Origin of the sequence: Klebsiella sp. CN_Kp113 (assembly GCF_040064585.1) — a bacterium.
Taxonomy (GTDB): domain Bacteria; phylum Pseudomonadota; class Gammaproteobacteria; order Enterobacterales; family Enterobacteriaceae; genus Klebsiella; species Klebsiella michiganensis.
Map to the genome: position 1 here is coordinate 1 of NZ_JBEAID010000071.1, position 26181 is coordinate 26181.

Genomic DNA, 26181 nt, shown 5'->3' on the forward strand with positions numbered 1-26181 from the left:
CTCTTTAAGCCATCTTAAATGACTCTGAGGTGTCTGTTAAACCCGTGGCGATTCAAAGTGCCGCCATGTTCCCCTATCAGCCAATCAACAGTATCACCTGTAAGTCGATTGATAGTCACATTTGACACTAATCCCCAAGATTTTTGATCCCTGGAACCTTCAATCTTGTACTCTATCTTCTTATCAGTGATTGTTGGGCGAACCACTCGAAACCATGTATCGTCACGTCCTTGAGGAATTCCATCTATATCGACTATGACAGCCTCAGTGAGCCAACTGGTGCTTTGCTCATTACCAACGCACTCATCCCCTTCATCTACTCGAATATCAAAGCACAGTTTATCTTTAGATAGATAGGGAGAGGGCCGGAGGCCCATCGCTGATGGGTCATTAGGATCTTGTGGCTTACATACGATTAAAGACGGCTCTGAGCCTATCACAGGGAGACTTACTAATAGGGCCAAGGCAAAGATTTTGTTTTTCATAATGTCAACTTTCCATGTCACAGTGAAACTGCAGTTAAGGATCTACATTCCAAATTTGCTGTTGAGTATACCCCTAACTAAATGGCTGAAAAACGAACAAATGTCGACAGCAGAAAAATTAATGGGGGTATATTTGGGGGTATGTGGAAAATTTAATATTAAAAAAATCGCATTAAATCAGTAGCTTGAGTGTTTTCGTTTTGTTCCTATTATCGCACCAGTTAAATCAAATAGTTACATAAACCACTATCCTTAAATCCTCTCTGGGGTTACACCGGGGTTGCTTTTACCCTGAGGTCGACACAGTCAAACTCACTGTTCTTATCGCTGAGATAGAGCATCACAACTGCCATACACAGTTCAGGATAGAAACCCCCACGATGAGTTTTAAAAACACATTAGCTTCGATATGAAGTGTCTTTTGGCATGCATACGCTTTTTCCATCTTCAGCCTTAAAAAGTTTCGCATTTATATCAATAGCTTACTCAAAATTCTTTGGATCTCCCCTTCTCTCCCACGCCCCATCCGGCCATTGATGAGAAAGATGAAGTAGGCGTCACATTGCGACCAGAACGCAAGCTGGAATACCAGGCAAGATCACGGCCGCGATAGCGCCCCCGGAGTGCCACCGTGCGCGGCGATGAACATGGCGACGGCCGAGCGACAATAAGCTTCGATTTCGTCGTCGTCCTCTGCTCTGGCCTCATCAAAGCGCGCGATCATCAGAAGGTCGGAGCCTTTGAAAAGCGCGGCAAACAAACGAGCGGACTGGTGAGGATCGGGCACGTTCAGAAGCGCCTTTGCGTGCAGCTGGCGCAAAAAAGCCTCGACCTGGGTGATGACATGAGCAGGGCCGGCTTCGTAATGGAGCTTGCTTAACGACGCCTGATTCTTCTTATCGGCCGTAACCATGGCTTCGACGCCGCGAACGTCCGATCTCAACAGCGTGCGAAGCAGTAATGACCCCACCGCCATCAGCTGCTCTTCGACCGAACCCTCAACGCCTTCCAGAAGGACCTGCGGTGCAAACGACTGACTGCAGCCGGCCACGATGGCCGCACTGAACAGCGCCTCTTTATTCTCGAAGTGCCGATATATGCTGAGCTTGGATATCTTCGCTCGCTGGGCGACCTTATCCAGGGTCGTCGCCTGAAATCCCAATTCCAAAAAGAGTTCGGACGCGGCGTCAACGATGGTTTGGCCAAGCGCCTCGTTGACGGGCCGGCCCCGCCTGGTCTGGCTGTTTTTATGGGTCACGAAATATAGTCCTTGACAGTATCCTAATTCTATAATTAGGATACCAACAAGTATCACAAATATGCAAGGCGCGCCACACCCAACCATCTTCCCGCATCCAAAACACGGAGCCCATCACCATGAATGACGTTATCATCATCGGCGGCAGCTTTGCCGGCCTTGCCGCCGCCCTGCAGCTTGGACGCGCCCGTCGCAAAGTCACGGTCCTCGACACTGATCGGCCACGCAATCGCTTTGCCGGCTATTCGCATGGTGTGCTCGGCCACGACCACAAGCCGCCGCAGGACATCCTGGTCGAGGCACGTCAGCAGCTGGCGCGCTATCCAACGATCGAGCTGGTCAATGCGCGGGCCGAAAGCGTATCCGGCACCATCGACGATTTCTACGTCGTCACTGACGATAACGAAAGCCTGAGGGCGCGCCGCCTGATCCTGAGCTATGGCATCACTGACCAGATGCCTGATATTCCTGGCTTTGCTGAAGGCTGGGGGACGTCCATCATACCTTGCCCCTACTGCGACGGCTTTGAAGTCGCCGACCAGCATTGGGGCCTCATCTGGTCTGGCCCGCAGTCGCACAATCAGGTCAGGCTCTTCCATGACTGGACCGACAGGTTGACGGTCTTTACCGATGGTCACGACATCGCACCCGAAATCCGAACCGACCTCGTCCGCCGAAACAAAGCCGTCGTTGAAGGCAAGATCGTGGAAATTTTCGGTAATGAAGGCCATAAGTCCACCGTCCGACTCGATAACGGCCCCGCTGTCGCGGTCGATATCCTCTTCGCACATCCCCGTACCTGGCCATCCGCAAGTTTGCATAAGTCCCTAGGTCTCGCCACGGTTGATACGCCAACCGGCCTCGTACTCAAGACCAATGAGCGCCGCGAAACCAGCAAGCCAGGCATCTACGCCGCTGGCGACCTCGCCAACCCGGGAATGCCCTCGGTCACTACGGCAACATGGCAAGGCGCGATGGCGGGTATCTTCGCCCAGCAATCGATGCTCACTTGAGTGCAAACACATCGATCGCCCCAGTTCAATTTCATAACAGACAGGAGTCCCCCGTGGCCGCCATAAAACCATTCAAACCTTTAGACGAGAAGATCGGTAGCTGAATCAGCGAACTCCTGCGCCCCCTTCTTTTTTAAATGTCAAAAAAGCAGCGCAAGATAATTTATCTGGTTTAGTTTTAACAATATCTCTATGCAATTACATTTATTGCACCAGGGCTGATACATTTGCTCCCCGTCGGTGCAAGAACCCCGGAAAAAGCGGGCTAAATCCTTTTTTAAATGGCACCATTCTTGCTTTATCTCTTTTTCACACAATGGAGAGGTAATAAATATGGAATCGGTATTAAGTCATTTTACGGCCAGTCATGACGAATATTATACTGATGAAACGGTTTCAACCTTTGGCATATTGCAGACTCTCCCTGAACACATTCCGTCAAAAGAAAACCATATTGTCCCTGACGAAATAATTCAGAAATGGGTAAGCGCGAAATATGATGCTTTATTACCGGGCCTGGGGGAATTCCTGTAGGAGGAGACCATGCGATATATACCTGGCAGGATCCCTGTGATACTAGCGGTCAGTAATCTGTTTTTTACCTGTGCCGTGTCTGTTGATCTGACTATTGCCACCCTGGTGGGCTATCAGCTGGCGCCATCTGATCAACTGGCGACGGTTCCGTTTGCTCTTATCACGGTCGCCGGCGCGTTCTCGAGTCTGTTTGCGGCCGGCATGATTGGTCGGGGAAACGAAAAACTCGCGTTTATTCTGGGCTCTTTATGCGGTACCGCGGGCGGATTTTTGTCTTTTCTCGCTGTGCAGAACGGCAGTTTTTTACTTTTTTGTACCGGCTGCTTTCTCGTAGGTGTCTATCAGGCTTTCAGCCAGTACTATCGACTGGTTGCTGCCGATCACTCCCCACCGGAAGTGAAGGGGCAGTCAATCTCCCTGGTCATGATTGGCGGCGTTGTGGCCGCTATCCTGGGGCCGTTGCTGACGATTGTTGCACGGGATATCCCCGGTCTCCCTCGCTTTGCCGGTGTTTATCTCGTTGTGGCGGGACTGGGGATTCTGTCCGCGCTTAACCTGGCTCTGTTCCTCGATCGTTCAAAAAGAGACGTCCCCTCCCCGGACACCCGGGCGATCCCGGGAGTATCGCCAACCAGTCGGGAATTAATGAAACGTCCAGATTATCGTACGGCCTGGTTTCACCTGGTTATTGGCTCCTTCGTTATGCTTTTTCTGATGACGGCGGCCCCCCTCTCCGTTACGCACCACCACTCGATGAATGATGGTGCACTGGTCATTCAGCTGCATCTGCTGGGGATGTATGTCCCTTCACTGTTTACCGGCCTCCTGATACGAAAACTGGGGCTTACCGTTCTGCTGTACGCAGGAATTGCGCTCAACATATCCGCTGTCGCGATAAATCTGACCGGGGAAACGATGCTGGCATACAGCTTAAGTCTGCTTCTGGTCGGGGTCGGATGGAACTTTATGTTTGTTGGCGGCTCGACGCTGCTCAGTCTGTCCTACCGTGATAATGAGCGAAAAAAAGCGCAGGGCCTGGCCGAAACCAGCCGCTTTGTTTTCTCCGCGATAGCCACATCCGGAGCGGGCGTGATGCTGGCCTTGCTGGGCTGGAAGCTGCTGGGTCTGATGATGATACCGGTTTTACTGGTCTGTCTGGTTTCCACCTGGCAGTACAGCCAGGCGATGAGGAAAGCAAGTGTGACCGCCTCAGATCCTGCAGAAGACGGTTCATGAATCCCGCTCAGTCCTGGTATGTGTGAAAAGCCCCTTTCCGCAAGGAAGGGGGGCAGTTCAGAAAGACGGGGATATAAGGGGGTTCCGCTAACGGCCCGCATTCCCCCACTCTTCAGAAGAAGTCAGGCAGGCGGTAAGCCGTTGCTTTATTTTACCTTTTCTATCGCCTTCGGCTGTTTTACAGACTTTTTGGGTGCCTGTGTTTTCAGCTTTTCAATATACGAGTTCACATTCCGGGCTCGCCGTACTGCTCTCGTCCCCACTGCAACGCAGTATTAATCAACCTCTCCAGCAGTTGTTGCGCCTGCTGCCCTTTCTCCGGAAGATAAGCAAAGCTCTCCTCATCCATATAGCAGCACTGGGCCATTTCTAGCTGAACAGCATGAATATGGTTGGCGGGATCGCCATAGTGACGGGTGATATATCCGCCCTTAAAGCGGCCATTGAGTATCCGGCTATACTGCGGGAACGCATTGCAGCTTGCCAGCAGCGCCTGGCTAAGCTGCGTCGAACAGCTGGCGCCGTCCGCCGTACCAAAGTTCAGATCCGGCAGTCGCCCTTCAAACAAGCGCGGCACCACGGATTTGATCGAGTGCGCATCCCACAACAGCGCATAGCCAAATTTCTCACGCAGGCGTGTCAGTTCAGCGGCAAGCGCCTGGTGATAAGGCTGCCAGACCTGTTTTAGTATCGCGTCCTTCGCCGCCGCGTCAGGCGCACCGCCAGGCACGAACAGGGCTTCGCCGTCAAAAAAGATATCGGTAAACAGCCCGGTTGTCGCCGTGCTGTAAAGCGGTTTATCATCCGCCGGGCGATTGATATCCACCACATAGCGGGAATAGCGGGCGCATAACGTGCTGGCCCCCATGTCCGCGATGGTCTGATAGAGCAAGGGAATATGCCAGTCGGTATCTTCCAGACGCTTCGCCCTCGGCGTGAGCCCCTGGGCGACTTCGGGGGTTAATAACGTTCCCGGGTGGGGCATACTGACCAGCAGCGGCAGGTTCCCCTGCTGCAAATCAAACGCCTTAATCACAATAAACCTCCTTACCTTGATAAATCACCTGTTTCGAAAGGGAGCCTCCCAGCCAGTAGCTTAGCTCCGCCGGATAAGCGATATCCCACGCCACGAAGCTGGCCTCTTTTCCGGCTTCCAGAGAACCACAAACGGTATCCAGCCCCAGCGCCTTCGCGCCGTTAAGCGTCACGCCAGCCAACGCCTCTTCCGGCGTCATGCGGAATAGCGTACAGGCCATATTCATCATCAGACGCAGGGACAACACCGGCGAGGTGCCGGGATTTAAATCGCTGGCGAGGGCAATCGGCACCCGGTACTGACGCAGCAGATCCAGCGGCGGTAGCTGTTTCTCACGCAGGAAGTAATAGGCGCCCGGCAGCAGCACCGCCACCGTCCCATGGCGTGCCATTGCGGCGATATCTTCTTCGCACAAATATTCCAGATGATCCGCCGACAGCGCATGGTAGCGAGCGGCCAACGCCGCCCCATGCTGTAGCGTTAGCTGTTCAGCATGGAGCTTCACTGGCAGCCCCAGTTCCCGGGCCTTCTGAAAGACCCGCTCCACTTGCGAGGGCGAAAATGCCAGGTGTTCGCAGAACGCATCCACCGCATCCACCAGCCCTTCCTGATGCAGTTCCGGCAGCAGTCGTTCGCAAATATAGTCAATCCAGGCATCCGCCCGCTCCTGATACTCGACGGGCACCGCATGGGCCGCCAGGCAGGTACTGCGCACGGTCAGCGGCAATATGTCGCCTAAACGGCGGATCGCCCGCAGCATTTTACGTTCGTTAGCCAGATCCAGGCCGTAGCCGGATTTGATCTCCAGCGCCGTTACGCCGTCCCGGCATAGCTCCCGGATACGCTGCCGCGCGCTCTCCAGCAACTGGCTTTCGCTGGCCTGTCGCGTGGCGTTGACTGTACTGGCGATCCCGCCGCCGCCAGCCGCGATCTCCGCATAGCTCGCCCCGTTGAGACGCATTTCAAATTCCCGGGCCCGGTCGCCGCCAAACACCGCGTGGCTATGACAATCCACCAGTCCCGGCGTGACCACCCTGCCCTGCAAATCCACCCGCTGCGCAACGGGCAAGTCCGGCAATTCTGCCCGGTTCCCGACCCATAACAGCACTGCGCCGTCGGTCAGCATCGCGCCATCGTCAAGCAACTGATAATGCCCAGCGGCCATGGTGGCGATCCGGCAGTGATGCCAAAGGGTATACATGACGCTCTCCTTTAACGACTGATGGCGGCGCCAGCCGCCGCTGCGGACTGCGCTTTGCGCAGGACATAGTAGAGCCCCGCCGGTAGCGCCAGCCCAATGAGCCAGGAGATATCGATACCGCCCAGCATCTTCACAAATGGGCCGGAATAGAATCCACTATCAATAAACGGCGTCTGTACCGCCACTCCAACGAGATAAACCCCGAGCCCCGTCACATTCCACGCCCGATATTTCCCGTTCGGATCGTTCAGCGCCTCCATGTCTATAGCCTGATGGTTGAAGAAATAGTAATCCACCAGGTTAATCGCGCTCCACGGTGTAAAGAAAGTTAACAGAAACAACAGGAAGGATTTAAAAGCCGACAGGAAAGAGTGTTGCCCGATAATCGCGATAGCGGTCGCCAGGGTAATAATCATCGCCAGCACCAGCAGACGTACCGACTGGCTTACGCGCACTCGCTGCTTCCCGCAGCTGTACACCGTCGCCAGGCACATCAGGCTGCCGTAGGCATTCAGGGTATTGATCGTCAGTTTACCAAACGCGATGCTCAGATATAACAGCGTGGCAATCGCGCCGGTGCCGCCCAGGCCGACGATATAGTCCACCTCATGACCGACCAGTTTTCCCTGCGAGAGAGCGGCAGCCAGCACCCCGACGGTCATGGCGATTTGCGCGCCAATCACCGAACCGCTCCCGACGGCGAAAAAGACCTTCCCGGGAGAGGTGCTGCGCGGTAGATAGCGGGAATAATCGGCAACATAGGGGCCAAAGGTGATCTGCCAGGAAGCCGCAAGGCCGGTGGCGGTTAAAAACGTACTCCAGCTAAAGGGTCGGATACTCAGCAGGTCGCCAATAGCCGGAAAGGAACTGATTTTCCACAGCAGGTAGATAAACGCGATAATCCCCACCAGGCTCGCCAGCTTACCCAACAGGTGGATCAAACGATAGCCGACATAGGCGATAACCAGCGTGGCGGCAGCAAAAAGCAGAATGCCGCTGGTTTCCGTAGTATGGAAAACCGCTGAGATCGCCTGGCCGGACAGCACCGCCCCGGTGGCGATAAAGCCAAGGTACATCAGGCAGACCAGCAGAATCGGCAGGCAGGCGCCGTAGACGCCGAACTGTACCCGGCTGCTGATCATCTGTGGTATCCCCAGCTGCGGCCCTTGCGCGGCATGCAATGCCATCACAATCCCACCGGCAATCTGCCCCAGCATAAGACCGGCCAGCGACCAGAAAACATCCCCGCCGAATACAATAGTTAATGCGCCAGTGACCATGGCGGTGATTTGCAGGTTAGCCCCCAGCCACAGGGTGAACTGGCTAAAAATGCTACCGTGGCGTTCACCGTCAGGGATGGGTTCAATAGAACGTGTTTCGATGTATGTTGTGTTGTTATTATTCATGGCAGCACTCCGGTGAGGCGAAGGGGATACATTGCCCCCTTCGCCGGAGAAATTAGTCCGCAATCATTGGCAAGTTGAGTCCTTGCTCTCTGGCGCATTCAATCGCGATGTCATAACCCGCATCCGCATGGCGCATCACACCGGTGGCCGGGTCGTTGCTCAGCACCCGGGCGATGCGCTCCGCCGCTTCATCGCTGCCGTCGCATACAATGACGACGCCGGAGTGCTGGGAGAAGCCCATCCCTACGCCGCCGCCATGGTGCAGGGAAACCCAGGTCGCTCCACTGGCGGTATTCAGCAGCGCGTTCAGCAACGGCCAGTCGGAGACCGCGTCGGAGCCGTCCTGCATCGCTTCCGTTTCGCGGTTAGGGCTGGCAACGGAGCCGGAGTCAAGATGATCGCGGCCGATCACGATCGGTGCCGACAGCTCGCCGCTGCGGACCATTTCGTTAAACGCCAGGCCCAGCCGGGCGCGCTGTCCCAGGCCGACCCAGCAGATCCGGGCCGGCAGCCCCTGGAAGCTGATGCGCTCTCTGGCCATATCCAGCCAGTGGTGGAGGTGTTCATCATCGGGTATGAGCGCTTTAACTTTCGCGTCGGTGCGGTAGATATCCTGCGGATCGCCGGAAAGCGCCGCCCAGCGGAATGGGCCAATCCCCCGGCAGAACAGCGGACGAATATAGGCGGGAACAAAGCCTGGGAAGTCAAAAGCGTTTTCCACCCCCATCTCTTTCGCCATCTGGCGGATGTTGTTGCCGTAATCGAAGGTGGGAATGCCCTGCTGCCTGAAGGCGAGCATGGCTTTAACGTGTTCGGCCATTGAAGATTTCGCCGCGTTGATCGTCTCCACCGGGTGGGACTGCGCGCGAGCGCGGTAGTCTTCCCAGCTCATGCCCAGCGGCAGATAACCGTTGAGGGGATCGTGTGCGCTGGTCTGGTCGGTCACCATATCCGGGCGCACGCCGCGTCTTACCAGCTCCGGTAAAATTTCCGCCGCGTTGCCATGCAGCGCGATGGATACCGCTTCTCCTTTTGCGGTATAGCGGGCGATGCGGGTCAGGGCGTCATCCAGGTCGCTCGCCTGCTCATCGACGTAGCCGGTACGCAGACGGAAGTCGATACGCGACTGCTGGCATTCAATATTCAGCGAACAGGCTCCCGCCAGGGTTGCGGCCAGCGGCTGGGCGCCGCCCATGCCCCCCAGACCCGCTGTCAGCACCCAGCGTCCGCGCAGGCTACCGTTATAGTGCTGGCGCCCGGCTTCCACAAACGTTTCGTAAGTGCCCTGAACAATGCCCTGGCTGCCGATGTAGATCCATGAGCCGGCCGTCATTTGCCCGTACATCGCCAGACCTTGTGCATCAAGCTCGTTGAAGTGCTCCCAGTTTGCCCAGTGCGGTACGAGGTTGGAGTTGGCGATCAGCACCCGCGGGGCGTTGTCGTGGGTTTTGAAAACCCCCACCGGTTTACCGGACTGGATCAACAGCGTTTCATCATCATTGAGCTGCTTCAGGGTCTCAACGATCTTGTCGTAGCATTCCCAGTTGCGGGCCGCCCGGCCAATACCGCCGTACACCACCAGCTCTTTTGGATTTTCGGCGACATCAGGATCCAGGTTGTTCATCAGCATGCGCAGCGGCGCCTCTGTGAACCAACTTTTTGCGTTCAGCTTAGTGCCTCGCGGGGCTCTTATTTCAACATCGCGAAAACGGGTTGCTTGTTTACTCATGCGCTTTACCTTCTTATCCGTTACCTGTCATATGTTAATTAATTGTTAGTTTTGTTATTTGCGTTTTAATTGTATATACATGATAAGCATATTGGATGCCAGGTTAGAAATTAATTTATAAAACCAATAAAATTCAACAAATTAACATAAAAACAGAAGGACATGCTGCGCTATACACTCGTGAACACACCGTGATGATGGGCCATTTTGGTGCAAAAATACAGCTCTTCGCCTTATTTTTGTGCACTAAAACATCACAAAAAGATAACACTAGTGCATTTTCTATCTCGTCATGACTTCTTATCTCGCCATAGACGGCAGTACCAGATAACGCAAATACACTATAAGTAATTGTTTTAAAATAACAAAATAACCATTTCATTGCATATCCCTCTGGCAGTGGCACAAGTTTTGCTAGTTGTACATACAAGATTATACATAGCAGCATTTTGTCGCGTGACTCCCCTGTATTCGGGAACACCACACACAACAATCAGAGGCGTGAAGATGATTACCTTCCAGAATGTGACTAAGCACTACGACAACGGTTCGGTCGTAGTAGATGGCCTTAGCCTGGTAGCGCCGGGGGGCAAAATTACGGTATTTGTCGGCCCTTCGGGCTGTGGAAAAACCACCTCATTGCGGATGATTAACCGGTTAGTGGAACCGTCATCGGGCCGGATCCTGCTTAACGGCGAAGCCACCGAGCAAATGGATATCGTGCAACTGCGCCGCCGTATTGGCTATGTCATTCAAAATGCAGGTTTATTCCCCCATAAAAACATTATCGACAACATTGCCACCACCGCGATTCTCAACGGCGCCGCCAAAAGTAAAGCCAGAGCCAGAGCCGGGGAATTACTGGAAGTCGTCGGTCTGGATCCGCAAATCGCCAAACGCTTCCCCTGGCAGCTTTCTGGAGGCCAGCAGCAGCGCGTGGGCGTTGCCCGCGCCCTGGCGGCAGACCCGGAGTTTATGTTGATGGACGAACCGTTCAGCGCGGTCGACCCGGTGGTCCGCGAACAGCTGCAGGAAGAGTTTTTGCGTATTCAGAAAGAGGTGAGCAAAACCATCATTATGGTCACTCACGATATTGATGAAGCCATGAAGCTCGGCGACCTGGTCGCGGTACTTAAACCTGGCGGCAAGCTGGCGCAGATGGCCTCCCCAGGCGAACTGCTCAATACGCCGCAAAACGCCTTTGTGGCGGACTTTATCGGCAAAGACAGAGGCTATCGCAAACTGAGTTTCCACGCCGCCGACACAGAAACCGGGTTACGCAACGAGCCCTATGCCGAGCTGGATTGTTCCTTCGAGCGGGCCAAAGAGATGGCCATCGACCGCTGGCTGCTGGTTACCCAAAACGGCAAAGCGTTTGGCTGGTTCGACACCCATCAGCCGGCAACAGCGATTACCCACGACAACATCAATCTGGGGGCGACGTTCCACCAGCAGGGGAGCCCGTTGCGCCATTTGCTGGACGCTGCGCTGAGCTCGCCCAACCATCGGGCCGTGATCGTCGATGAACGGCAAATCCCGCTGGGGACCATCCACCTCGATCAAGTACTCGACATGTGTAAATCCACGCGCCAGGAGGGAGCATGAGATTCGATTGGCTATGGGCGCAGAGCGATAAAATCTTCAACCTGTTTCTCTGGCACAGTTATCTCTCAATTGTGCCGGTAGTGATAGGGTTAATTCTGGCGATCCCTGTCGGCTGGGGCATTCACCACCTGCCATCGGTCAAGTCGGCGATCGTTAACCTGTTTGGCCTACTCTATACCATTCCGTCACTGGCGCTGTTTGTGCTGCTGCCCCCGCTGCTCCACACGCAGATTCTGGACCCCATTAATGTTGTGGTCGCACTGACCATCTACAGCTTTGCGCTACTGGTTCGCACCGTCTGCGACGGGCTGGACTCCGTATCGGCCGATACCCGTCAGTCCGCGGCAGCGCTCGGGTATAAACCCGCTCAGCAGTTTTTCCAGATCGACCTGCCGCTGGCCGTGCCGGTGATTGGTTCCGGCCTGCGCGTTGCCGTGGTGTCTAACGTCAGTATCGTTTCCGTCGCGGCATTAATTGGCGCACCGCAGCTCGGCTCGCTGTTTACCCTGGGCTTCCAGCTGCAATTTCTGACGCCCATCATCGCCGGGATCGCGCTCAGCATCATTCTGGCGCTGCTGCTGGATATGCTGGTGGTTTACGCCACTCGTCAACTCAGCCGCTGGCAACCTCAGAGAGGATAATTATGCTTACCTGGTTTATGGATCCCATCCACTGGTTTGGTGAGGGCGGCATTTTCCCCCTTCTGGCGCAGCACATCAGCTATAGCGCTGTCGCTCTGGCGATCGCCTTTATCATCGCGTTTCCCGTCGGCTGCTACACCGGCCATACCGGCAAAGGGGAAGGCCTGCTCATCGGTACCACCAACGCCCTGCGCTCCCTGCCCTCATTTGGGCTGATTATTCTGCTGGTGATTTTACTTTCCGGCGAGTTTGAGTCCGATATGGCCTTTATTCTGCCCTGTATTCTGGTGCTGGTGGCGCTGGCGCTCCCGCCGATTGCGCTGGGTGTGCATGCGGGTATTCGCGCGCTCGATCCCTATGTCCTTGATGCCGCTCGCGGCATGGGGATGACGCGGCTGCAGATCCTGCTACAGGTGGAGTTGCCCTGCGCGCTTCCGCTGATCCTCTCCGGCGTGCGCAGCGCCACGTTGCAGATTATTTCCACCGCCACCATCGCAGCCTATGTCTCGCTGGGGGGATTCGGACGTCTGATTATTGACGGACGCGCGGCGAACGATTTCAGCCAGATGATCGCCGGCGCCATGCTGGTGGCGCTACTGGCTTTACTAATCGACTGCTTGTTCTCTTTCTCGCAAAAAATAGTCGTTTCACCCGGTATTACCCGGCGTATTAAAAACCCATAACCTCATTCCACTGCTCAAAAGGATACCTCAATGAATATGAAAAAACGTATTTTGACGCTGTGTTCAGCGCTGCTGCTGTCGGCGACCTCATCGGCCTGGGCCGCGCCGAAAGTCATTGTCGGTTCTGCAGACTTCCCGGAAAGCCAACTGCTGGGCACCATTTATGCGGGTGCGTTAGAAGCGCAAAATATCCCGGTGGAGAAAAAGCTGAACATCGGCAGCCGCGAAGTGTATATCCCGGCGCTGCTGGACGGTTCCATCACGCTGATCCCGGAATACAGCGGCGCGCTGTTGAGCTATCTGGATGCGAAAAATGCGGCACACGGTAGTGAGGATGTCGCCAGAGAGCTGGCCGCTAAGCTGCCGGAGAAAGTTAAAATGCTGCAGATCTCCCAGGCTCAGGATATCGACGTTCTGGCCGTGACGCAGAAAACCGCCGATAAATATAAACTGAAAACCATCGCCGATTTACAGCCTGTTGCCAGCCAACTGGTGCTGGGCGGCCCGGCGGAATGGAAAACCCGCCATGAGGGGCTCTCCGGCCTGCGCGACGTGTACGGGCTGAACTTTAAGAGTTTTAAAGTGCTGGATGTCGGCGGGCCGCTGACGCTCAGCGCCATGAAAAATAACCAGGTCCAGGTCGCCGATCTGCTTTCAACCTCGCCAGCAATCAAAAAAGATCGCCTTGTCGTGCTGGAAGACACAAAACATCTGTTCGCGGCGCAAAATATTGTGCCAATCGTCGCCAGTGAAGCGCTGAATGACGCCGTGACCACCACGCTGAACAAAGTCTCTGCTCAGCTAACGACTGAAGATCTGATCGACATGAACGAGCAAATTGCCGAATTTGTCAGCATCGACGATATCGCGCATCAGTGGCTGGTAAAACACGGATTTAGCCAATAAGGTCGCAGACATGACAACTCCTCTGAACTGCAGCATTACCCTCGGGCAGGCACCGGGTACTGTGGATGAGATAGTGCGGATTGCCGACGGCGCGCCGATCGCGCTGGAGAAGGCCGCGCTGGATAATATGGCGCGGGTCAGCAGCCGTATTCAGCGCGCCATTGAACAAGGTCAGGTAATCTACGGGCTGACGACCGGCGTCGGCGATCTGGTCACCACCCGGCTTTCCCCGGACAGGATGACGGATACTCAGCTGAATATGCTGCGCAGCCACGCCTGCGGAGTCGGTCCAGACCTGACGGTGCGTGAAGTGCGGGCCATGATGGCGGTGACGTTAAAATCCCTGCTGCAGGGATACAGCGGCGTTACCCCGGCGCTGGCGCAGCGTATCGCCGATATGTTGAACCGTCAGGTCACGCCGTGGTCACCCGCCGGCGGCTCCGTCGGTTACCTGATTGCCACCGCCCATATCGGCCTTGCGGTCTTCGGCGAGGGCAAATGCTGGTATCAGGGAGAACTGCTGCCGGCGCAACAGGCGCTGACGCGGGCGGGTATCCCGCCCTATGTTCCCGGTCCCAGAGAGGGTCACGCGTTGGTCGGCGGTACCTATGAGATCACCGCGCTGGGCTGCCTGGCCGTGGCGGATTTCCAGCGTCTGCTCCCCGTCGCCGATATGGCGGGCGGGATGTGCCTCGAGGCCATGCGGGGCAATACGCGCGGCTACGATGCCCGCCTGCACGCCCTGCGCCCTCATCCCGGACAGCAGGAAACCGCGCAAAACCTGCGCCGCCTGCTAAAAGGCAGCGAGATCCTGGCGCGTTATCGCGACCACCGGGTTCAGGACGCGCTTAGTTTACGCTGTATCCCCCAGATCCACGGCGCGGTGCGCGACCAGCTGACCCACTGTCGACAGATTATGACCATCGAACTCAATTCGGTGACCGATAATCCGCTGTTTCTGGTAGAAGAAGACAGGCTTATCGTGATGCCAGGGGGCAACGGTCACGGTGCGCCAACGGCGCTGGCGCTGGATGCGCTGGCCGTTGCGATTGCCCAGTTGAGCACCGCTTCCCAGGCCCGTTGCGACCGAATAACCAATACGCATCTCAGCGGGCTGCCGGCCTTTCTTATCTCGCCGGATTCGGGGTACTCCGGGATGATGATCCCACCCTACGTCGCCGCTGCGCTGGCGGGCGATAACCGCAGTCTGGCCGGCCCGGCCAGTATCCACACGGTATCCACCTGCGCCGGTCAGGAAGATCATGTCAGCATGGGAGTTGCCGCCGCACGTAAAGCGCTTAAGGCGGTAGAAAACGCCGTGGACATCGTCGCCATCGAACTGCTGTGCGCCTGTCAGGCGCTGGAGTTCCATCGCCCGCTGCGTGCCGCCGTGGGCAGCGAGGCGACGCTGGAGAGAGTGCGTCAGGCGGTGCCGTTCCGGGATAAAGATACGCTGCTCTACCCCGATATACATGCGCTACGCGCCCTGATTAATCAGGGCGAACTCAGCGCGATGCTGCAGGCATTGTGCGAAGAGGAGTGACAACAGGCGCCGCAGAAGGAGCCTGCGGCGTGATTAAAGGGGAACCAGCGTGATGCGGGCCAGACGCGCGCCCGGAGAGTCCTGGATAACCAGCGCCACCGCTTCATCCACCAGCAGGCTGTCGTAATGTTCCAGTAAATAGCGTTGGTCGCCGATGCTCACCCGCAACGCGGGCCCGGCATTAAACAATATCCGCAGTCCGCCCTGATGCGACCACGTCCCCGCCCCGCACCAGCTCACCGTCGCCCGCAGAGCGGCTTCCCGGTAAATCACATTAAAATCCAGCAGCGGGCCGCCGACAATCTCACAGGATACGCCGCTCGCGCCGTTAAACCCCAGCGCCTGGAAAGGCGCAATCAATGCGCTGCGCTGCCCATCGATTGTCAGGTACATCCCGCCGCCTTCCAGCACGCTGATATTGCGCAGGTAGCCGGGAAATGCGGAGAACGGACCAGGCTGGCGAATGGTCGCCAGGGAAATACGCCAGTCATATTCCCCCGCTTCCGGATAGCGGGCCACTTCGCGCGTCACGCCCTGGCCGTTTTTCCAGGGCATTTCCGTATACAACCCGGCAGGGAGCAGACGGATCATTTGCGCATGCTCCCTTCCAGGCGGTAACGCGGACCGGGATAGACCAGGCGCACGCTGGTGACGATTTTCTTCTCCTGACGGCCGGTCCACGTCCGACGATTGACCAGCAGACAAGGCGTATGTTCATCAATTTCCAGGTAAACACACTCGGCCCGCGTGACGTTGACCGCTTCAATAACGTGTTCGCCTTCAACAATCGGCGCAATTGAGGAGAGATAGGCGTTCGGCGTGATACGTGTAAAATCCTGCTGCAGGTAGTCCGGCACAACCTGCATATTCACCAGTCGGTCTTCCAGCATAACCGGTACGCCATTTTCATAATGGCAAATCAGCGAATGGTACAGACCGCAACCCTGCTGCATGCCAAAGCTGAACGCCTGCTGGGCATCGGCTTCGATTTCCGTCAGTCTGAAGACTCTGGCGTGGTGGCGATGGCCACGGCTGGCGATTTCGTCAGCGATATTGTTAATGTCCAGCAGCGCCGACTGGCCGCGAATTTCGGCGACAAAAGTACCGACCCCCTGCATCCGCACCAGCAAGCCCTCCGCGGTCAGCTCTCGCAACGCGCGGTTAATCGTCATTCTGCTATAGCCAAACAGCGTGACCAGTTCGCTTTCAGAAGGAACACGGTAATTCGCGGGCCATGCCCCGCTGTGGATCTTGGTTTTGATCATGGCCTTTACCCTTTCATAAAAGGGGGCGGGATGTTCAAGTAACTCATCCATGGAATCCGAATTTGACAGGTCGTTACGCGCCATTAACCATTCCTCATATGCTGACGTTGTCAGTTTACTCTATGACCTGTTAGATGTATATATATGTACATGTATATACATTAGCACTGATAATAAGGTGGTAAAATGGCAGTCTGGTTGGCAGAAAAAGCGCTGTTGCCTGATGGCTGGGCAAATAATGTCGGCATAACCGTGTCCGAAGAAGGCATCATAACCGCGCTGGAAAAGAACGCAGCGCCGAATCCGCAGGCGACGCGCATCAAAGGGGTCGTCGTGCCGGGTATGCCGAACCTGCACTCCCATGCCTTCCAGCGGGCGATGGCCGGGTTAACGGAGGTGGCGGGAAATCCGTCGGATAGCTTCTGGACCTGGCGGGATCTGATGTACAGGCTGGTAGATAAAATTACGCCAGAACAGCTGGAAACCATCGCCAGCTATCTGTACATCGAAATGCTCAAAGCCGGGTACACCTCGGTCGCCGAATTCCACTATCTGCATCACAGCAGCAGCGGCGCGCCTTATGAAGAGCGGACGGAATTAGCGCTGCGTATCGCCAGCGCGGCGAAACATACCGGCATCGGCCTGACGCTGCTGCCCGTCCTGTACAGTTACGCCGGGTTTGGCGCGCAGCCGCCCTCCGTTGGACAGCGCCGCTTTATCAACGATAGCGACAGCTATCTGACAATGTACGAGTCGCTCACATCGCGGCTGGCCGGCGAGCCAATGCAGCGTACCGGTCTGTGCTTCCACTCATTACGGGCCGTTACGCCGGAGCAGATTGGCGCCATTCTGGCCTGCCATCCTGGCCAGCAGCCGATTCATATTCATATTGCTGAACAGCAAAAAGAGGTGGATGACTGCCTGGCCTGGTCCGGCGAGCGCCCGGTGGAGTGGCTGTACAACCATCTCCCCGTGGATTCGCGCTGGTGCCTGATCCACGCCACTCATCTGACGCCTCAGGAAACGATGAAGATCGCCACATCCGGTGCGGTGGCCGGCCTGTGCCTGACCACCGAAGCCAATCTCGGCGATGGCATATTCCCTGGCCCACAATATCTGGAGCATAACGGCGTCTGGGGAATTGGTTCCGACAGCCACATTAGCGTCAGCGTCAGCGAGGATTTACGCTGGTTCGAATACGGGCAGCGCCTGATAGCCCAGCGCCGCAACCGGCTCATCGTCCCAGGCGAGCCTCACGTCGGCAACGTTCTGTATCAAGGGGCGCTACGAGGCGGCGCCAGAGCGCTGGGCCAAAACATTGGCCAGCTAAGCGTAGGATATCGGGCCGATCTGGTCGTATTGGATAGCCAGAATCCCTTTATCGCCAGCGCAGAAGACCAGATGCTGCTCAACCGCTGGATCTTCGCCTGCTCATCTAATCCCATTACCGCGGTGATGACTGGCGGACGCTGGGTGATTGAGGATGGGCATCACCATAAAGAAGAATCTGTCTCTCAGGCATTTATTCAGGTAATGAAAGATCTTGCAGCCTGATATCGAAAAAAGCGGTTCACCGACGGTGAACCGCTTTGTTTTCGGAGGTATTCAAAGTAAAAGCCTCGGGCGATTCACTGAATCCAATAAGCCAGCCCCGCGGCGAAGAGCATTGAAAGCAGGACCGATGCCAGGCCAGGCAGCAGAAAAGGGTGATCGATAATATGTCGGCCCAGTCTGGTGGAGCCGGTATCATCCAGCTCTACCGCCGCCAGCAGCGTCGGATAGTTTGGCAAAATAAAAAGAGAAGCCGTTGCCGGGAAGCAGGCAACCAAAATAGCAGGGGCAACGCCCATACTCAGCGCGGCGGGGAATAAAATTTTTGTGGAGGCCGCCTGAGAATACAAGAAGCATGAGGCCGCCATAATAATAATGGCCAGCATCATGGGCGAATCCAGCAAGTGTGACGAGACCGCGCTTTGCAACCACTGTTGATTACTGTCCATAAAGGTTGAACCCAGCCAGGCGACGCCGAGAATACAGATGCAGGAGGTCATCCCGGTTTTAAATACCGAGCCGGACGGGACCTTGTGTACGTTAACCCGGCAGCACACCACAATCAGCAGCGCAACGCCCATCATCACCCCTACCCGCGCCTGTCCGCTGCTCATGACCGGATGGGCAATCAGCCCGAGTTTCGGACTGGTGACAATCGCATAAACCAGCACCACAACCAACCCGACGATAAAAATCAGCACCGAACGACCGGCGCAGGGCGGGATCGCCCGCGCAGTCCTTGCCTGCACCTGAACCGGATTGTCATTGAGCCGATCCTGCTGGCGGATCCTGTCCCAGCACAGGTAAAAAACGGAGGTGACCAGCAGCGCCAGAAAGGTGGACGGGATTGATACCGCAATAAGCTCAATATAGCCCCAGCCAGAATGGCCTTTTTCCAGAATCCCCGAGAAGAAAATCACCGCCGCAGAAATGGGCGACGCCACAATGCCCAGCAAAGAGGCGCCGACCGAAAGAGCAAGCGCCCGGGTGGGTTTTATATTGTTCTCTTTCGCCACGCCGACAATAACCGGCATACAGGCAAAAGAGACCTGCCCGGTGCTGGCCATCATGGTTAATAGCCAGGTGGAAAGCGGCGCGGTGATGACTAACAATCGCGGATAGCGGCGCAGCAGTCGCTCGGTGAGGTCAACAAGGTATTCAATACCGCCGGCCTCCTGCATGGCGGCAATCGCCACGATCACCACCATGATAAATACGATAACCAGCATCGGCATATCACCCGGCGTGGCGCCGAGCGCGCTGAGAACAATCACGCCGGCGCCGCCGGCAAACCCCACGCCGATCCCCCCGACCCGCATGCCGATGTACAGAAACAGCAGCACCACCAGAAACTGAACCAATATCATACATTACCTCCACGGCTCCCTGTCCGGCATTAACCCTTTACATGATTAAATGGCCTGCAAGTCCTGGCCGCCGGGCAAACGCGCTCTCACCCTGTTTTTGGATACAAAACGATAACTTATCGCGCTACCGCGGCATCGCTGCGCACGCTATTTATCAGGCATCCGATCTGCTCAATCTCGACTTCCACCCTGTCCCCGGGCTGCATAAAGAGCGGCGGGGTACGTTTTTTTCCGATGCCTCCGGGCGTGCCGGTCAGAATGACATCCCCCGGAGAGAGCGCGCTGAAGGTGCTGATATACGCAATAAGTTCGGCAATTGAATACAACATGCTGCCCGTATTATCCTGCTGCACCGTCTGGCCATTCAGTCGGGTGGTAATATTCAGATTTTGCGGGTCGGGGATAGCGTCCGCGGTCACCAGCCAGGGGCCGAAGCCGCCCGTCGCTGGCCAGTTTTTGCCGCCGGTAAAGCAGGCATGCTGCCAGTCGCGCACGGAGCCATCCATATAGCAGCTGTAGCCGGCAACATAATGCAGCGCCTCCTGCTCTGGTATATTGCGTCCTCCACGGCCCATCACCAGCGCCATTTCGCCTTCATAGTCAAACTCATTGCTGCGTTCCGGCTTTAGGAGCGGTGCCAGATGCCCGGTCTGTGAATCCGCAAAGCGGATGAATAGCACTGGGTTAGAGGGCTTCTCGTCACCGGCAGCGTTTTTATCGCGATAATTCACGCCAGCGCAGATAATTTTTTTCGGTTCAGTAATGACCGGCAGGAAAGCGATCTCGTCGAAAGAATAGTTCGCCTGTTTCGCAGACGGCGGCAGAGTATCAACAAGATGAAGATGCGGTATAAATTCCAGCAGGCTGCCATATTGAGGAAACCGCGCCTGCAGATCGATGACGCCGTCAGCGGTCGCCAGGCCATATTTGTTTTTATCATTAACGCGAAAGCTTAATAGTTTCATAAATCACCCAGCAATATACAGAGGTGAAAGCCCCGACGTTATGATGAAGAGCAGCAAAAAATACCGGGGCGAAGTAACCGATGATCCGCAATACAGTAAGCGATATCTCTGCATTGCGGATTAACAACAGACGCAGAATAAATTAACCGACGCGGCCCAGCTCAGCGGCGCGCATGGCGTCGTGGATCTCTTTTTCAGCGCCATTTTCGAGCGGCAGCAGCGGAGAGCGAACGGTGGCATGTTCAAGGATCCCGCGCGCAACCAGAGCATGTTTAAGGGCCACGGTACCTTCCATGTGCGAACCGCGGTGGTAGACGCTTTTGGTCACCGGCAGCAGTCGGTCGTGCAGCTCACGCGCTTTAACGTAATCGCCCGCTTTACCCGCCTTAATCATTTCAATTAACGGCTCAGGCGCGATATTGCCGTAGCCGACCAGGAAGCCATCCACATCAAAGGCGGTATGCAGCAGATATTCATCGTGGCAGCTTAAGATTTGCAGATCCGGACGCTCGCGGCGAATAACCGGAATTTCGGTATCCCAGCGGCGCATATTACGTACGCCATTCTTCATGGCAAATACGCCCGGCTGCGCGGAGATATCCAGCAGCGTTTTCAGGTTGTAGGTGGCTTTAGTGACATCCGGATACTGGAAAAGAATCAGCGGCAGGCCGCTTTCTTCGTACACCACGCGGTAGCGATCCTGAGGCGCGCCATCCTGATAGCCAAAGCGCAGCCAGCCGTGGGAAGGATAGAGCAAACCGGCGGATGCGCCGGCGGCAACGGCGCGCTTCGCCTCCAGCGCAGCCACTTCCGTCCCTTCCCCGGTGATGCCGGCAATAATCGGAAGCTTATCATCCACGGACTTCACAAACGCGCGGATCACATTCGCCTGCTCTTCCTGGGTCAGAAAAGTCCCCTCCCCTGCGTGTCCCAGCACCACCAGACCTTTCACCCCGTCGATGCTGCCCAGCCAGCTGCCGAGGCGCTGAATGGCATCATAGTCTACGCGTCCATCGCGAGTGAAGGGTGTAACCGGAGCCGGAGTCAAACCTCTCAGATCGATGTTAATCATAAATATCCCCTTGATGAGTAAGCATTTGTTTACGGTTAAGCGATTCTTTGAAACGGAAGTGAAATCGTTTCTGCAATCGTTTTCACGACGTTGACATTGAACCTCAAAAATAAAACCGTCAACGCCATGTTGGTTAAAAATGCAATGCAGATCACAAACTAAACCGCGATCTGCATCCGGGATGAGATCCGTTATACAAAATTCAACCCTCCCCGCTTTCTCCTGGAAAGTCGGGGGAGGATCGCAGGGGGATTATTTACGTGGAGACGCGGTAGACTTACGGGGAATAAGGGAAGGCGTGGTAATCCGAATATTATTATTTATCTCTGGATTCAATAACATATCAACCGCATTGCTGGCGATATGCTCCAGCGGCGTTCTGACCGAGGTCAGCGCCACGGGCAGTCTGCTCACCAGGGGAATATCATTGTAACCGACCAGGGAGAGATCTTCGCCAATCACCAGCCCCTGCTGGTGCGCGGCCGCGAGGACGCCGATCGCCAGTTCGTCATTGACGGCAAATAGTGCGCTCGGGCGATGAGGCTGGCTGAGAATTTTCATTCCCTGCTGCTCCCCCGAGGCGATATTAAAATCTGAATGACAGCACCATTCCGCTTCGATCCTGAGCCCGGCTTCCTGCATTGCCCGCTCAAAGCCCTTACGCCGGTTGCGCGCGTTGGAGGCAAAATCAGGGCCGCCAATCAGGCCAATATCGCGGTGGCCTAAATCAATCAGGTGTCGGGTAGCCAGATAGCCGCCAAGCTCATCGTCCCCGACCGATGAGGGGCTAAAACCGTCGGTACGCAGCGCCAGAACGTGGGGCACATCCCGTTCACGCAGGGTTTGCGGCAAAGGATCGTCCAGCCGGCAGGTGGACATGATCAACCCATCCACGCGACGATCCAGCAGCGATTCCACGGCGTTTTTCTCCTGATCCTTGCTATCACCGCAGGTCGCAACGATCGCGAAATAGCCTCGCCTGGCCGCCGCCCTGGCTATCTCTTCGAAAAGCATCGCCGTAACGGCATCGGTCAGCCTCGGCACCAGGACGCCAAGCGTTCCGGTATCGCCCCGGCGCAGGCTGGAAGCAACATAGTCCCGACGGTAGCCCAGCTCACGGGCCACCTGGCGAATTTTCTCTGCCGAGGCGCTGCGTGAAGTGGGTAACCGTTCATCGAGTACGCGCGAAACGGTCGAGACGCTCACGCCCGCAGCGCGAGCAACATCCCGCATTGTCGCCAGCTTTTTTTCCGGCAAATCGTTCAGTTCACTTTCTTGATCCATCTGCTGCTCCAACTCATCAATGCGGGTAAAAATCCGTGTTGCCCGTTCAACGGATACCATCGTGCAAACCTTGGGGTTAAAGGATCTTACGTCAAACCTCGCCCGGACAAAAGGAATGGTGCTTCACTTTGCCGGGTTCATTCGGCTGGTCGTTAATTCACATTTCTTATCCATTTTGCTTTGCATTCGCCGCTTCGCCTTTTTGCGCGTGAGTTTTTTCAGATTGTGAACTGCTCGACATTTATACAACAGGCGTAATTGACTTAGCGGCGAATCCAGCAAAGGATTAGCTGCAAGTGAAATCGATTGCAGTAACGTTATCATAAACACATCAGGACAGCATTATATGCAGCACGTCGATGAATAAGGGTTCGTTGCCCTGTGGTTATTCAGAACCTTACGTGTATGCCCCAGACAACGTTTAACAGGGTAATACTATGTCAACTCAGGCCATTGCTTCAGATTACGCCGTTGCCAGCGGAACGGCGTCCACGCCAGACGCGCTGCTGGCAAGGCTGGAACGCCTCCCCATCACCCGACGGCTGAAAGCGATCCGCGTTATCGTCGGCTTATCGACGTTTTTCGATGCCTATACCATTATTGCAATCGCATTTGCGCTCCCCCAGCTTACCCAGGAGTGGGGTCTCACGCCGACGTTTGTCGGTCTTATTATTGCGGCCAGCTACGTGGGCCAGCTGTGCGGCGCCCTGTTTTTCGGCTCGCTGGCGGAAAAAATAGGCCGTATCGGCGTATTGCGTATCACCATCATCATGTTCGTACTCATGGATGCGGCCTGCCTTTTTGCCTGGAACGGCTGGTCAATTCTTGTTATTCGCTTTTTACAGGGGGTGGGTATCGGTGCGGAAGTCCCCGTTGCCAGCGCCTATATCAATGAATTTGTCGGTGCCAAAAAGCGCGGGCGTTTCTTTTTGTTGTATGAAGTGATTTTCCCTATCGGCATGATGTTTGCCGGATTGGTGGGGTATTTTCTGGTGCCCATCTATGGCTGGAAGGTCATGTTTTTAATTGGCTTAGTCCCCTCCGCGCTGACCGTTCCCCTGCGCTGGCTGATGCCGGAATCACCGCGCTGGTTGACAGCAAAAGGGAGGCTGAAGGAAGCGGACAGCATCGTATCGACGCTGGAATCAGAGGTCATCAGGCGCGGGATGACGTTGCCCGAACCGGAAATAAAAGCCCCCGCGGTGCAAAAAGCGGCTCCGGAAGGGGTTAAAGCCCTCTTTGGCGGTATCTATAAATCCCGCACCTTTATGCTCTGGGGACTGTGGCTGACGGTTTATAGCGTCAACAACGGAATGATCACCTGGTTTCCAACCCTCTACAAAACCTGGTTTAACCTCTCCCTCGATACCAGTCTGGCCTACGGCTGGATCACCTCTTCCTGCGGCGTCGTGGCTTCGGTGATCTGCGCCTTGATGATCGACCGCGTCGGGCGCAAACGCTGGTACACATGGGCCTTTTTACTGGCCATCGTTCCGCTGATTACGCTCTCCGTTCTGGGCGCGAAATCCGCCGTTGAAATTCTGATTCTGGGCAGCCTGACCTACGCCATTCTGCAGACCATCGCTTTCTCGCTTTATCTGTACGCGGCAGAGCTTTACCCCACCCGACTGCGCGCTATCGGCACCGCGTATTCCAGCGCATGGCTCCGGGCGGGGTCATCAATCGGCCCACTGATGGTCGGTTTTATCGTCAGCGGCTTCGGGATCCGCTTTGTGTTTATCACTTTCGCGGTCATTGCGCTGATTGGTGGCTTAATTACCTGGCTTTTTGCCATTGAAACCAAAGGAAAATCGTTAGAAGAGCTGTCGCCATAGACGGCTGTGGCTCCAGGAAGCGCGGAGCCACCTCTGACGGGAGGTCGGCGCAGTCGGCTGATTCAGCTGCGCCTGACCGGGAATTATTCATAGACCTGGATCATTAACAGGCGGTAAAAACATGAACAAACTCATCCACAGCGGCACGATGCTGCTGGCTTTACTACACCCTTTACAGACGCTGGCCAGCGAGACGCTTTTTTCTCCCACCGCAAAAAACATGACCGGAGAATGGGGAGGCGTGCGTACGGATCTGCGCCGTCATGGTTATGATTTTACGCTGGAATATAGCGCAATGACGGCCACGAATATCTCCGGCGGTTACGATCGCGATAAAACCCTGCGCTACAGCGACCAGTATATTCTCGGCGTAAATATGGATCTGGAAAAGATTTTAGGTATTCACGACGGTGAATTTAAAGCGTCGGTGAATAATCGTAACGGGCGAGATCTGACTCAGGATCGCCTTCAGGATCCGCGCGCGCCGGTAATAGGCTCCGGTGTTCAGAGCAACTACGGTCGGGGGCAAACATGGCACGCGACGCAGTTTTGGTTCAAAAAAACCGGGTGGGATAAGAAGCTGGATCTCAAGGTGGGCCTGATGCCGCCGGGAGAGGATTTTGATAACAACGGCTGCTTTTTTCAAAACCTGTCGCTGTGCGGCTCTTTAGCCGGCCACGGCAGCGGCGTCTGGTATAACACCCCCATAGGCCAGTGGGGCGGCCGTATTAAATACAGCCCTGCCCCGGCGCTTTACGTCCAGGCCGGCGCGTTTCAGTACAATCCTGCCTACGCCACCCGCCACGGAAGCTTCCAGCTGGATGGTACCGGGCATCTGGGGTACATGTACCTTTTTGAACTGGGATATCGACCTACTCTCGGCGCGGCAAAACTCCCCGGCATCTGGAAACTCGGGGGATGGTATAACACGGCGGACGCCAATGATGTGCTGGATGATGACAATGGCGATCCCTATGTGCTCACGCACCAGGCCGCCCGGCGACACGACGGCCGCTACGGAGGTTATCTCTATGTCGTCCAGCAGCTGACCTACTCGAGCAGCCAGCGCCAGCGTGGCCTTAGCCTTTTCGGGCATCTGGCAATGAATGATAAAGATACGGCGACAATGGACTATCAGATTCAGGCCGGCGCCATTTATCAAGGCCCTTTCGCCAGCCGTCCGCAGGACTTTATCAGCTTCGGCGTCAGTAAAATGCACGCCAACGACAGAGTCGCCCGTCGGGCGCAGCTCCTGAACCAGATGCGGGGGATCGATGATTATGATAACCCTCTGTATGTTCCGGTTCGCAGAGCCGAGTATGCCGCAGAGCTGCATTATAGCTTTCGCGCGACGCCATGGCTGACCGTGCGCCCTAACCTGCAGCTGCTCGTTCATCCGGGAGGAAGCGAAGAGATTAAAAACGCCTGGGTGCTCGGCAATCAGGTGACCGTCAAATTCTGATAAAACGGGCTGCCGCCGTCAGGCCTGACCCAGTGCGTGTGATCATTACCCATGGGCGCCCTTTCCTGCGGTTCTGAACCCCCCTGATCCCGGCATAGCCTTCC

At 55.8% G+C, this 26181-nt stretch carries 23 protein-coding genes; 11 read left to right on the top strand and 12 right to left on the bottom strand.

Annotated elements, in window-relative coordinates; translation table 11 throughout:
• Positions 1 to 14: 14 nt before the first annotated feature.
• Positions 15 to 485 carry a hypothetical protein gene (locus tag ABLV30_RS27780; RefSeq protein ID WP_348865708.1) on the bottom strand — a complete coding sequence of 157 codons (471 nt, stop codon included), beginning with the start codon at positions 483 to 485 and terminating at the stop codon, positions 15 to 17.
• Between the two features lie 598 nt (positions 486 to 1083).
• The gene (locus ABLV30_RS27785; protein WP_041165301.1) at positions 1084 to 1743 is read right to left on the bottom strand and encodes a TetR/AcrR family transcriptional regulator; all 660 of its coding nucleotides are present in this window, start codon (positions 1741 to 1743) and stop codon (positions 1084 to 1086) included.
• A 119-nt stretch (positions 1744 to 1862) separates the two neighbouring features.
• Between ABLV30_RS27785 and ABLV30_RS27790 the strand changes: the two genes are divergently transcribed.
• The 3 genes from ABLV30_RS27790 (at position 1863) to ABLV30_RS27800 (ending at position 4526) form a co-directional block, all read left to right on the top strand.
• Complete coding sequence (locus ABLV30_RS27790) at positions 1863 to 2756, top strand: NAD(P)/FAD-dependent oxidoreductase (RefSeq protein ID WP_265800721.1); 894 nt, start codon at positions 1863 to 1865, stop codon at positions 2754 to 2756.
• Between the two features lie 333 nt (positions 2757 to 3089).
• Positions 3090 to 3290, top strand: coding sequence for a hypothetical protein (locus tag ABLV30_RS27795; RefSeq protein ID WP_014228073.1), 201 nt, complete (start codon positions 3090 to 3092; stop codon positions 3288 to 3290).
• A 9-nt stretch (positions 3291 to 3299) separates the two neighbouring features.
• Positions 3300 to 4526 (top strand): MFS transporter, encoded by a 1227-nt coding sequence (locus ABLV30_RS27800; protein WP_265800723.1) that lies wholly within the window; start codon positions 3300 to 3302, stop codon positions 4524 to 4526.
• A 226-nt stretch (positions 4527 to 4752) separates the two neighbouring features.
• Here the strand turns inward: ABLV30_RS27800 and hutG are convergent, their stop codons facing one another.
• The 4 genes from hutG to hutU are packed head-to-tail and all read right to left on the bottom strand — an operon-like array spanning position 4753 to position 9898.
• Positions 4753 to 5562, bottom strand: a complete 810-nt coding sequence (hutG, locus tag ABLV30_RS27805) for an N-formylglutamate deformylase (RefSeq protein WP_148851641.1) — start codon at positions 5560 to 5562, stop codon at positions 4753 to 4755.
• On the bottom strand, positions 5555 to 6763 hold the full coding sequence (hutI, locus tag ABLV30_RS27810; RefSeq protein ID WP_103815315.1) for an imidazolonepropionase: 1209 nt from the start codon (positions 6761 to 6763) through the stop codon (positions 5555 to 5557). The genes hutG and hutI overlap by 8 nt, the downstream gene beginning before the upstream one ends.
• 11 nt (positions 6764 to 6774) lie before the next feature.
• The gene (locus ABLV30_RS27815) at positions 6775 to 8169 is read right to left on the bottom strand and encodes a cytosine permease (RefSeq protein ID WP_025107235.1); all 1395 of its coding nucleotides are present in this window, start codon (positions 8167 to 8169) and stop codon (positions 6775 to 6777) included.
• A gap of 52 nt (positions 8170 to 8221) precedes the next feature.
• A complete protein-coding gene (gene hutU / locus ABLV30_RS27820; RefSeq protein WP_064378319.1) occupies positions 8222 to 9898 on the bottom strand; it encodes a urocanate hydratase in 1677 nt (558 codons plus the stop codon).
• A gap of 507 nt (positions 9899 to 10405) precedes the next feature.
• Here hutU and ABLV30_RS27825 point away from each other — a divergent pair.
• From ABLV30_RS27825 to ABLV30_RS27845, 5 genes are read left to right on the top strand one after another with little or no spacing between them, the layout of a single operon-like run.
• The gene (locus tag ABLV30_RS27825; RefSeq protein WP_047724362.1) at positions 10406 to 11503 is read left to right on the top strand and encodes an ATP-binding cassette domain-containing protein; all 1098 of its coding nucleotides are present in this window, start codon (positions 10406 to 10408) and stop codon (positions 11501 to 11503) included.
• On the top strand, positions 11500 to 12144 hold the full coding sequence (locus tag ABLV30_RS27830; protein ID WP_032748114.1) for an ABC transporter permease subunit: 645 nt from the start codon (positions 11500 to 11502) through the stop codon (positions 12142 to 12144). Before ABLV30_RS27825 ends, ABLV30_RS27830 begins: the two co-directional genes overlap by 4 nt.
• 2 nt (positions 12145 to 12146) lie before the next feature.
• On the top strand, positions 12147 to 12827 hold the full coding sequence (locus ABLV30_RS27835; protein WP_014228066.1) for an ABC transporter permease: 681 nt from the start codon (positions 12147 to 12149) through the stop codon (positions 12825 to 12827).
• Between the two features lie 30 nt (positions 12828 to 12857).
• Positions 12858 to 13733 (top strand): ABC transporter substrate-binding protein, encoded by an 876-nt coding sequence (locus ABLV30_RS27840; RefSeq protein WP_004848020.1) that lies wholly within the window; start codon positions 12858 to 12860, stop codon positions 13731 to 13733.
• A gap of 10 nt (positions 13734 to 13743) precedes the next feature.
• Positions 13744 to 15276, top strand: a complete 1533-nt coding sequence (locus ABLV30_RS27845; protein WP_163586120.1) for an aromatic amino acid ammonia-lyase — start codon at positions 13744 to 13746, stop codon at positions 15274 to 15276.
• Between the two features lie 33 nt (positions 15277 to 15309).
• Here the strand turns inward: ABLV30_RS27845 and ABLV30_RS27850 are convergent, their stop codons facing one another.
• Together ABLV30_RS27850 and hutC are read right to left on the bottom strand one after the other, a co-directional pair.
• Positions 15310 to 15867, bottom strand: coding sequence for a HutD family protein (locus tag ABLV30_RS27850; RefSeq protein WP_032748106.1), 558 nt, complete (start codon positions 15865 to 15867; stop codon positions 15310 to 15312).
• Positions 15864 to 16625 (bottom strand): histidine utilization repressor, encoded by a 762-nt coding sequence (gene hutC / locus ABLV30_RS27855; RefSeq protein ID WP_004848014.1) that lies wholly within the window; start codon positions 16623 to 16625, stop codon positions 15864 to 15866. Before hutC ends, ABLV30_RS27850 begins: the two co-directional genes overlap by 4 nt.
• A gap of 102 nt (positions 16626 to 16727) precedes the next feature.
• Here hutC and ABLV30_RS27860 point away from each other — a divergent pair, with 102 nt between their 5' ends.
• Entirely contained in the window at positions 16728 to 18095 is a 1368-nt protein-coding gene (locus ABLV30_RS27860; RefSeq protein WP_014228062.1) for a formimidoylglutamate deiminase, read from the top strand.
• A 74-nt stretch (positions 18096 to 18169) separates the two neighbouring features.
• Here the strand turns inward: ABLV30_RS27860 and ABLV30_RS27865 are convergent, their stop codons facing one another.
• From ABLV30_RS27865 to ABLV30_RS27880, 4 genes are all read right to left on the bottom strand, one after another.
• Positions 18170 to 19459: an anaerobic C4-dicarboxylate transporter family protein gene (locus ABLV30_RS27865; RefSeq protein ID WP_004848008.1), complete on the bottom strand. Its 1290-nt coding sequence runs from the start codon at positions 19457 to 19459 to the stop codon at positions 18170 to 18172.
• 116 nt (positions 19460 to 19575) lie between these two features.
• Positions 19576 to 20424, bottom strand: a complete 849-nt coding sequence (locus ABLV30_RS27870) for a fumarylacetoacetate hydrolase family protein (RefSeq protein ID WP_102803745.1) — start codon at positions 20422 to 20424, stop codon at positions 19576 to 19578.
• A 142-nt stretch (positions 20425 to 20566) separates the two neighbouring features.
• Positions 20567 to 21496 (bottom strand): dihydrodipicolinate synthase family protein, encoded by a 930-nt coding sequence (locus tag ABLV30_RS27875; protein ID WP_004848004.1) that lies wholly within the window; start codon positions 21494 to 21496, stop codon positions 20567 to 20569.
• Between the two features lie 252 nt (positions 21497 to 21748).
• Positions 21749 to 22780, bottom strand: coding sequence for a LacI family DNA-binding transcriptional regulator (locus tag ABLV30_RS27880; RefSeq protein ID WP_025107245.1), 1032 nt, complete (start codon positions 22778 to 22780; stop codon positions 21749 to 21751).
• Between the two features lie 437 nt (positions 22781 to 23217).
• Here ABLV30_RS27880 and ABLV30_RS27885 point away from each other — a divergent pair, with 437 nt between their 5' ends.
• Both ABLV30_RS27885 and ABLV30_RS27890 read left to right on the top strand, forming a co-directional pair.
• A complete protein-coding gene (locus tag ABLV30_RS27885; protein WP_014228060.1) occupies positions 23218 to 24615 on the top strand; it encodes an MFS transporter in 1398 nt (465 codons plus the stop codon).
• Positions 24616 to 24736: 121 nt separating this feature from the next.
• Entirely contained in the window at positions 24737 to 26077 is a 1341-nt protein-coding gene (locus ABLV30_RS27890) for a carbohydrate porin (RefSeq protein ID WP_163586119.1), read from the top strand.
• The last annotated feature ends 104 nt before the right edge of the window (positions 26078 to 26181 follow it).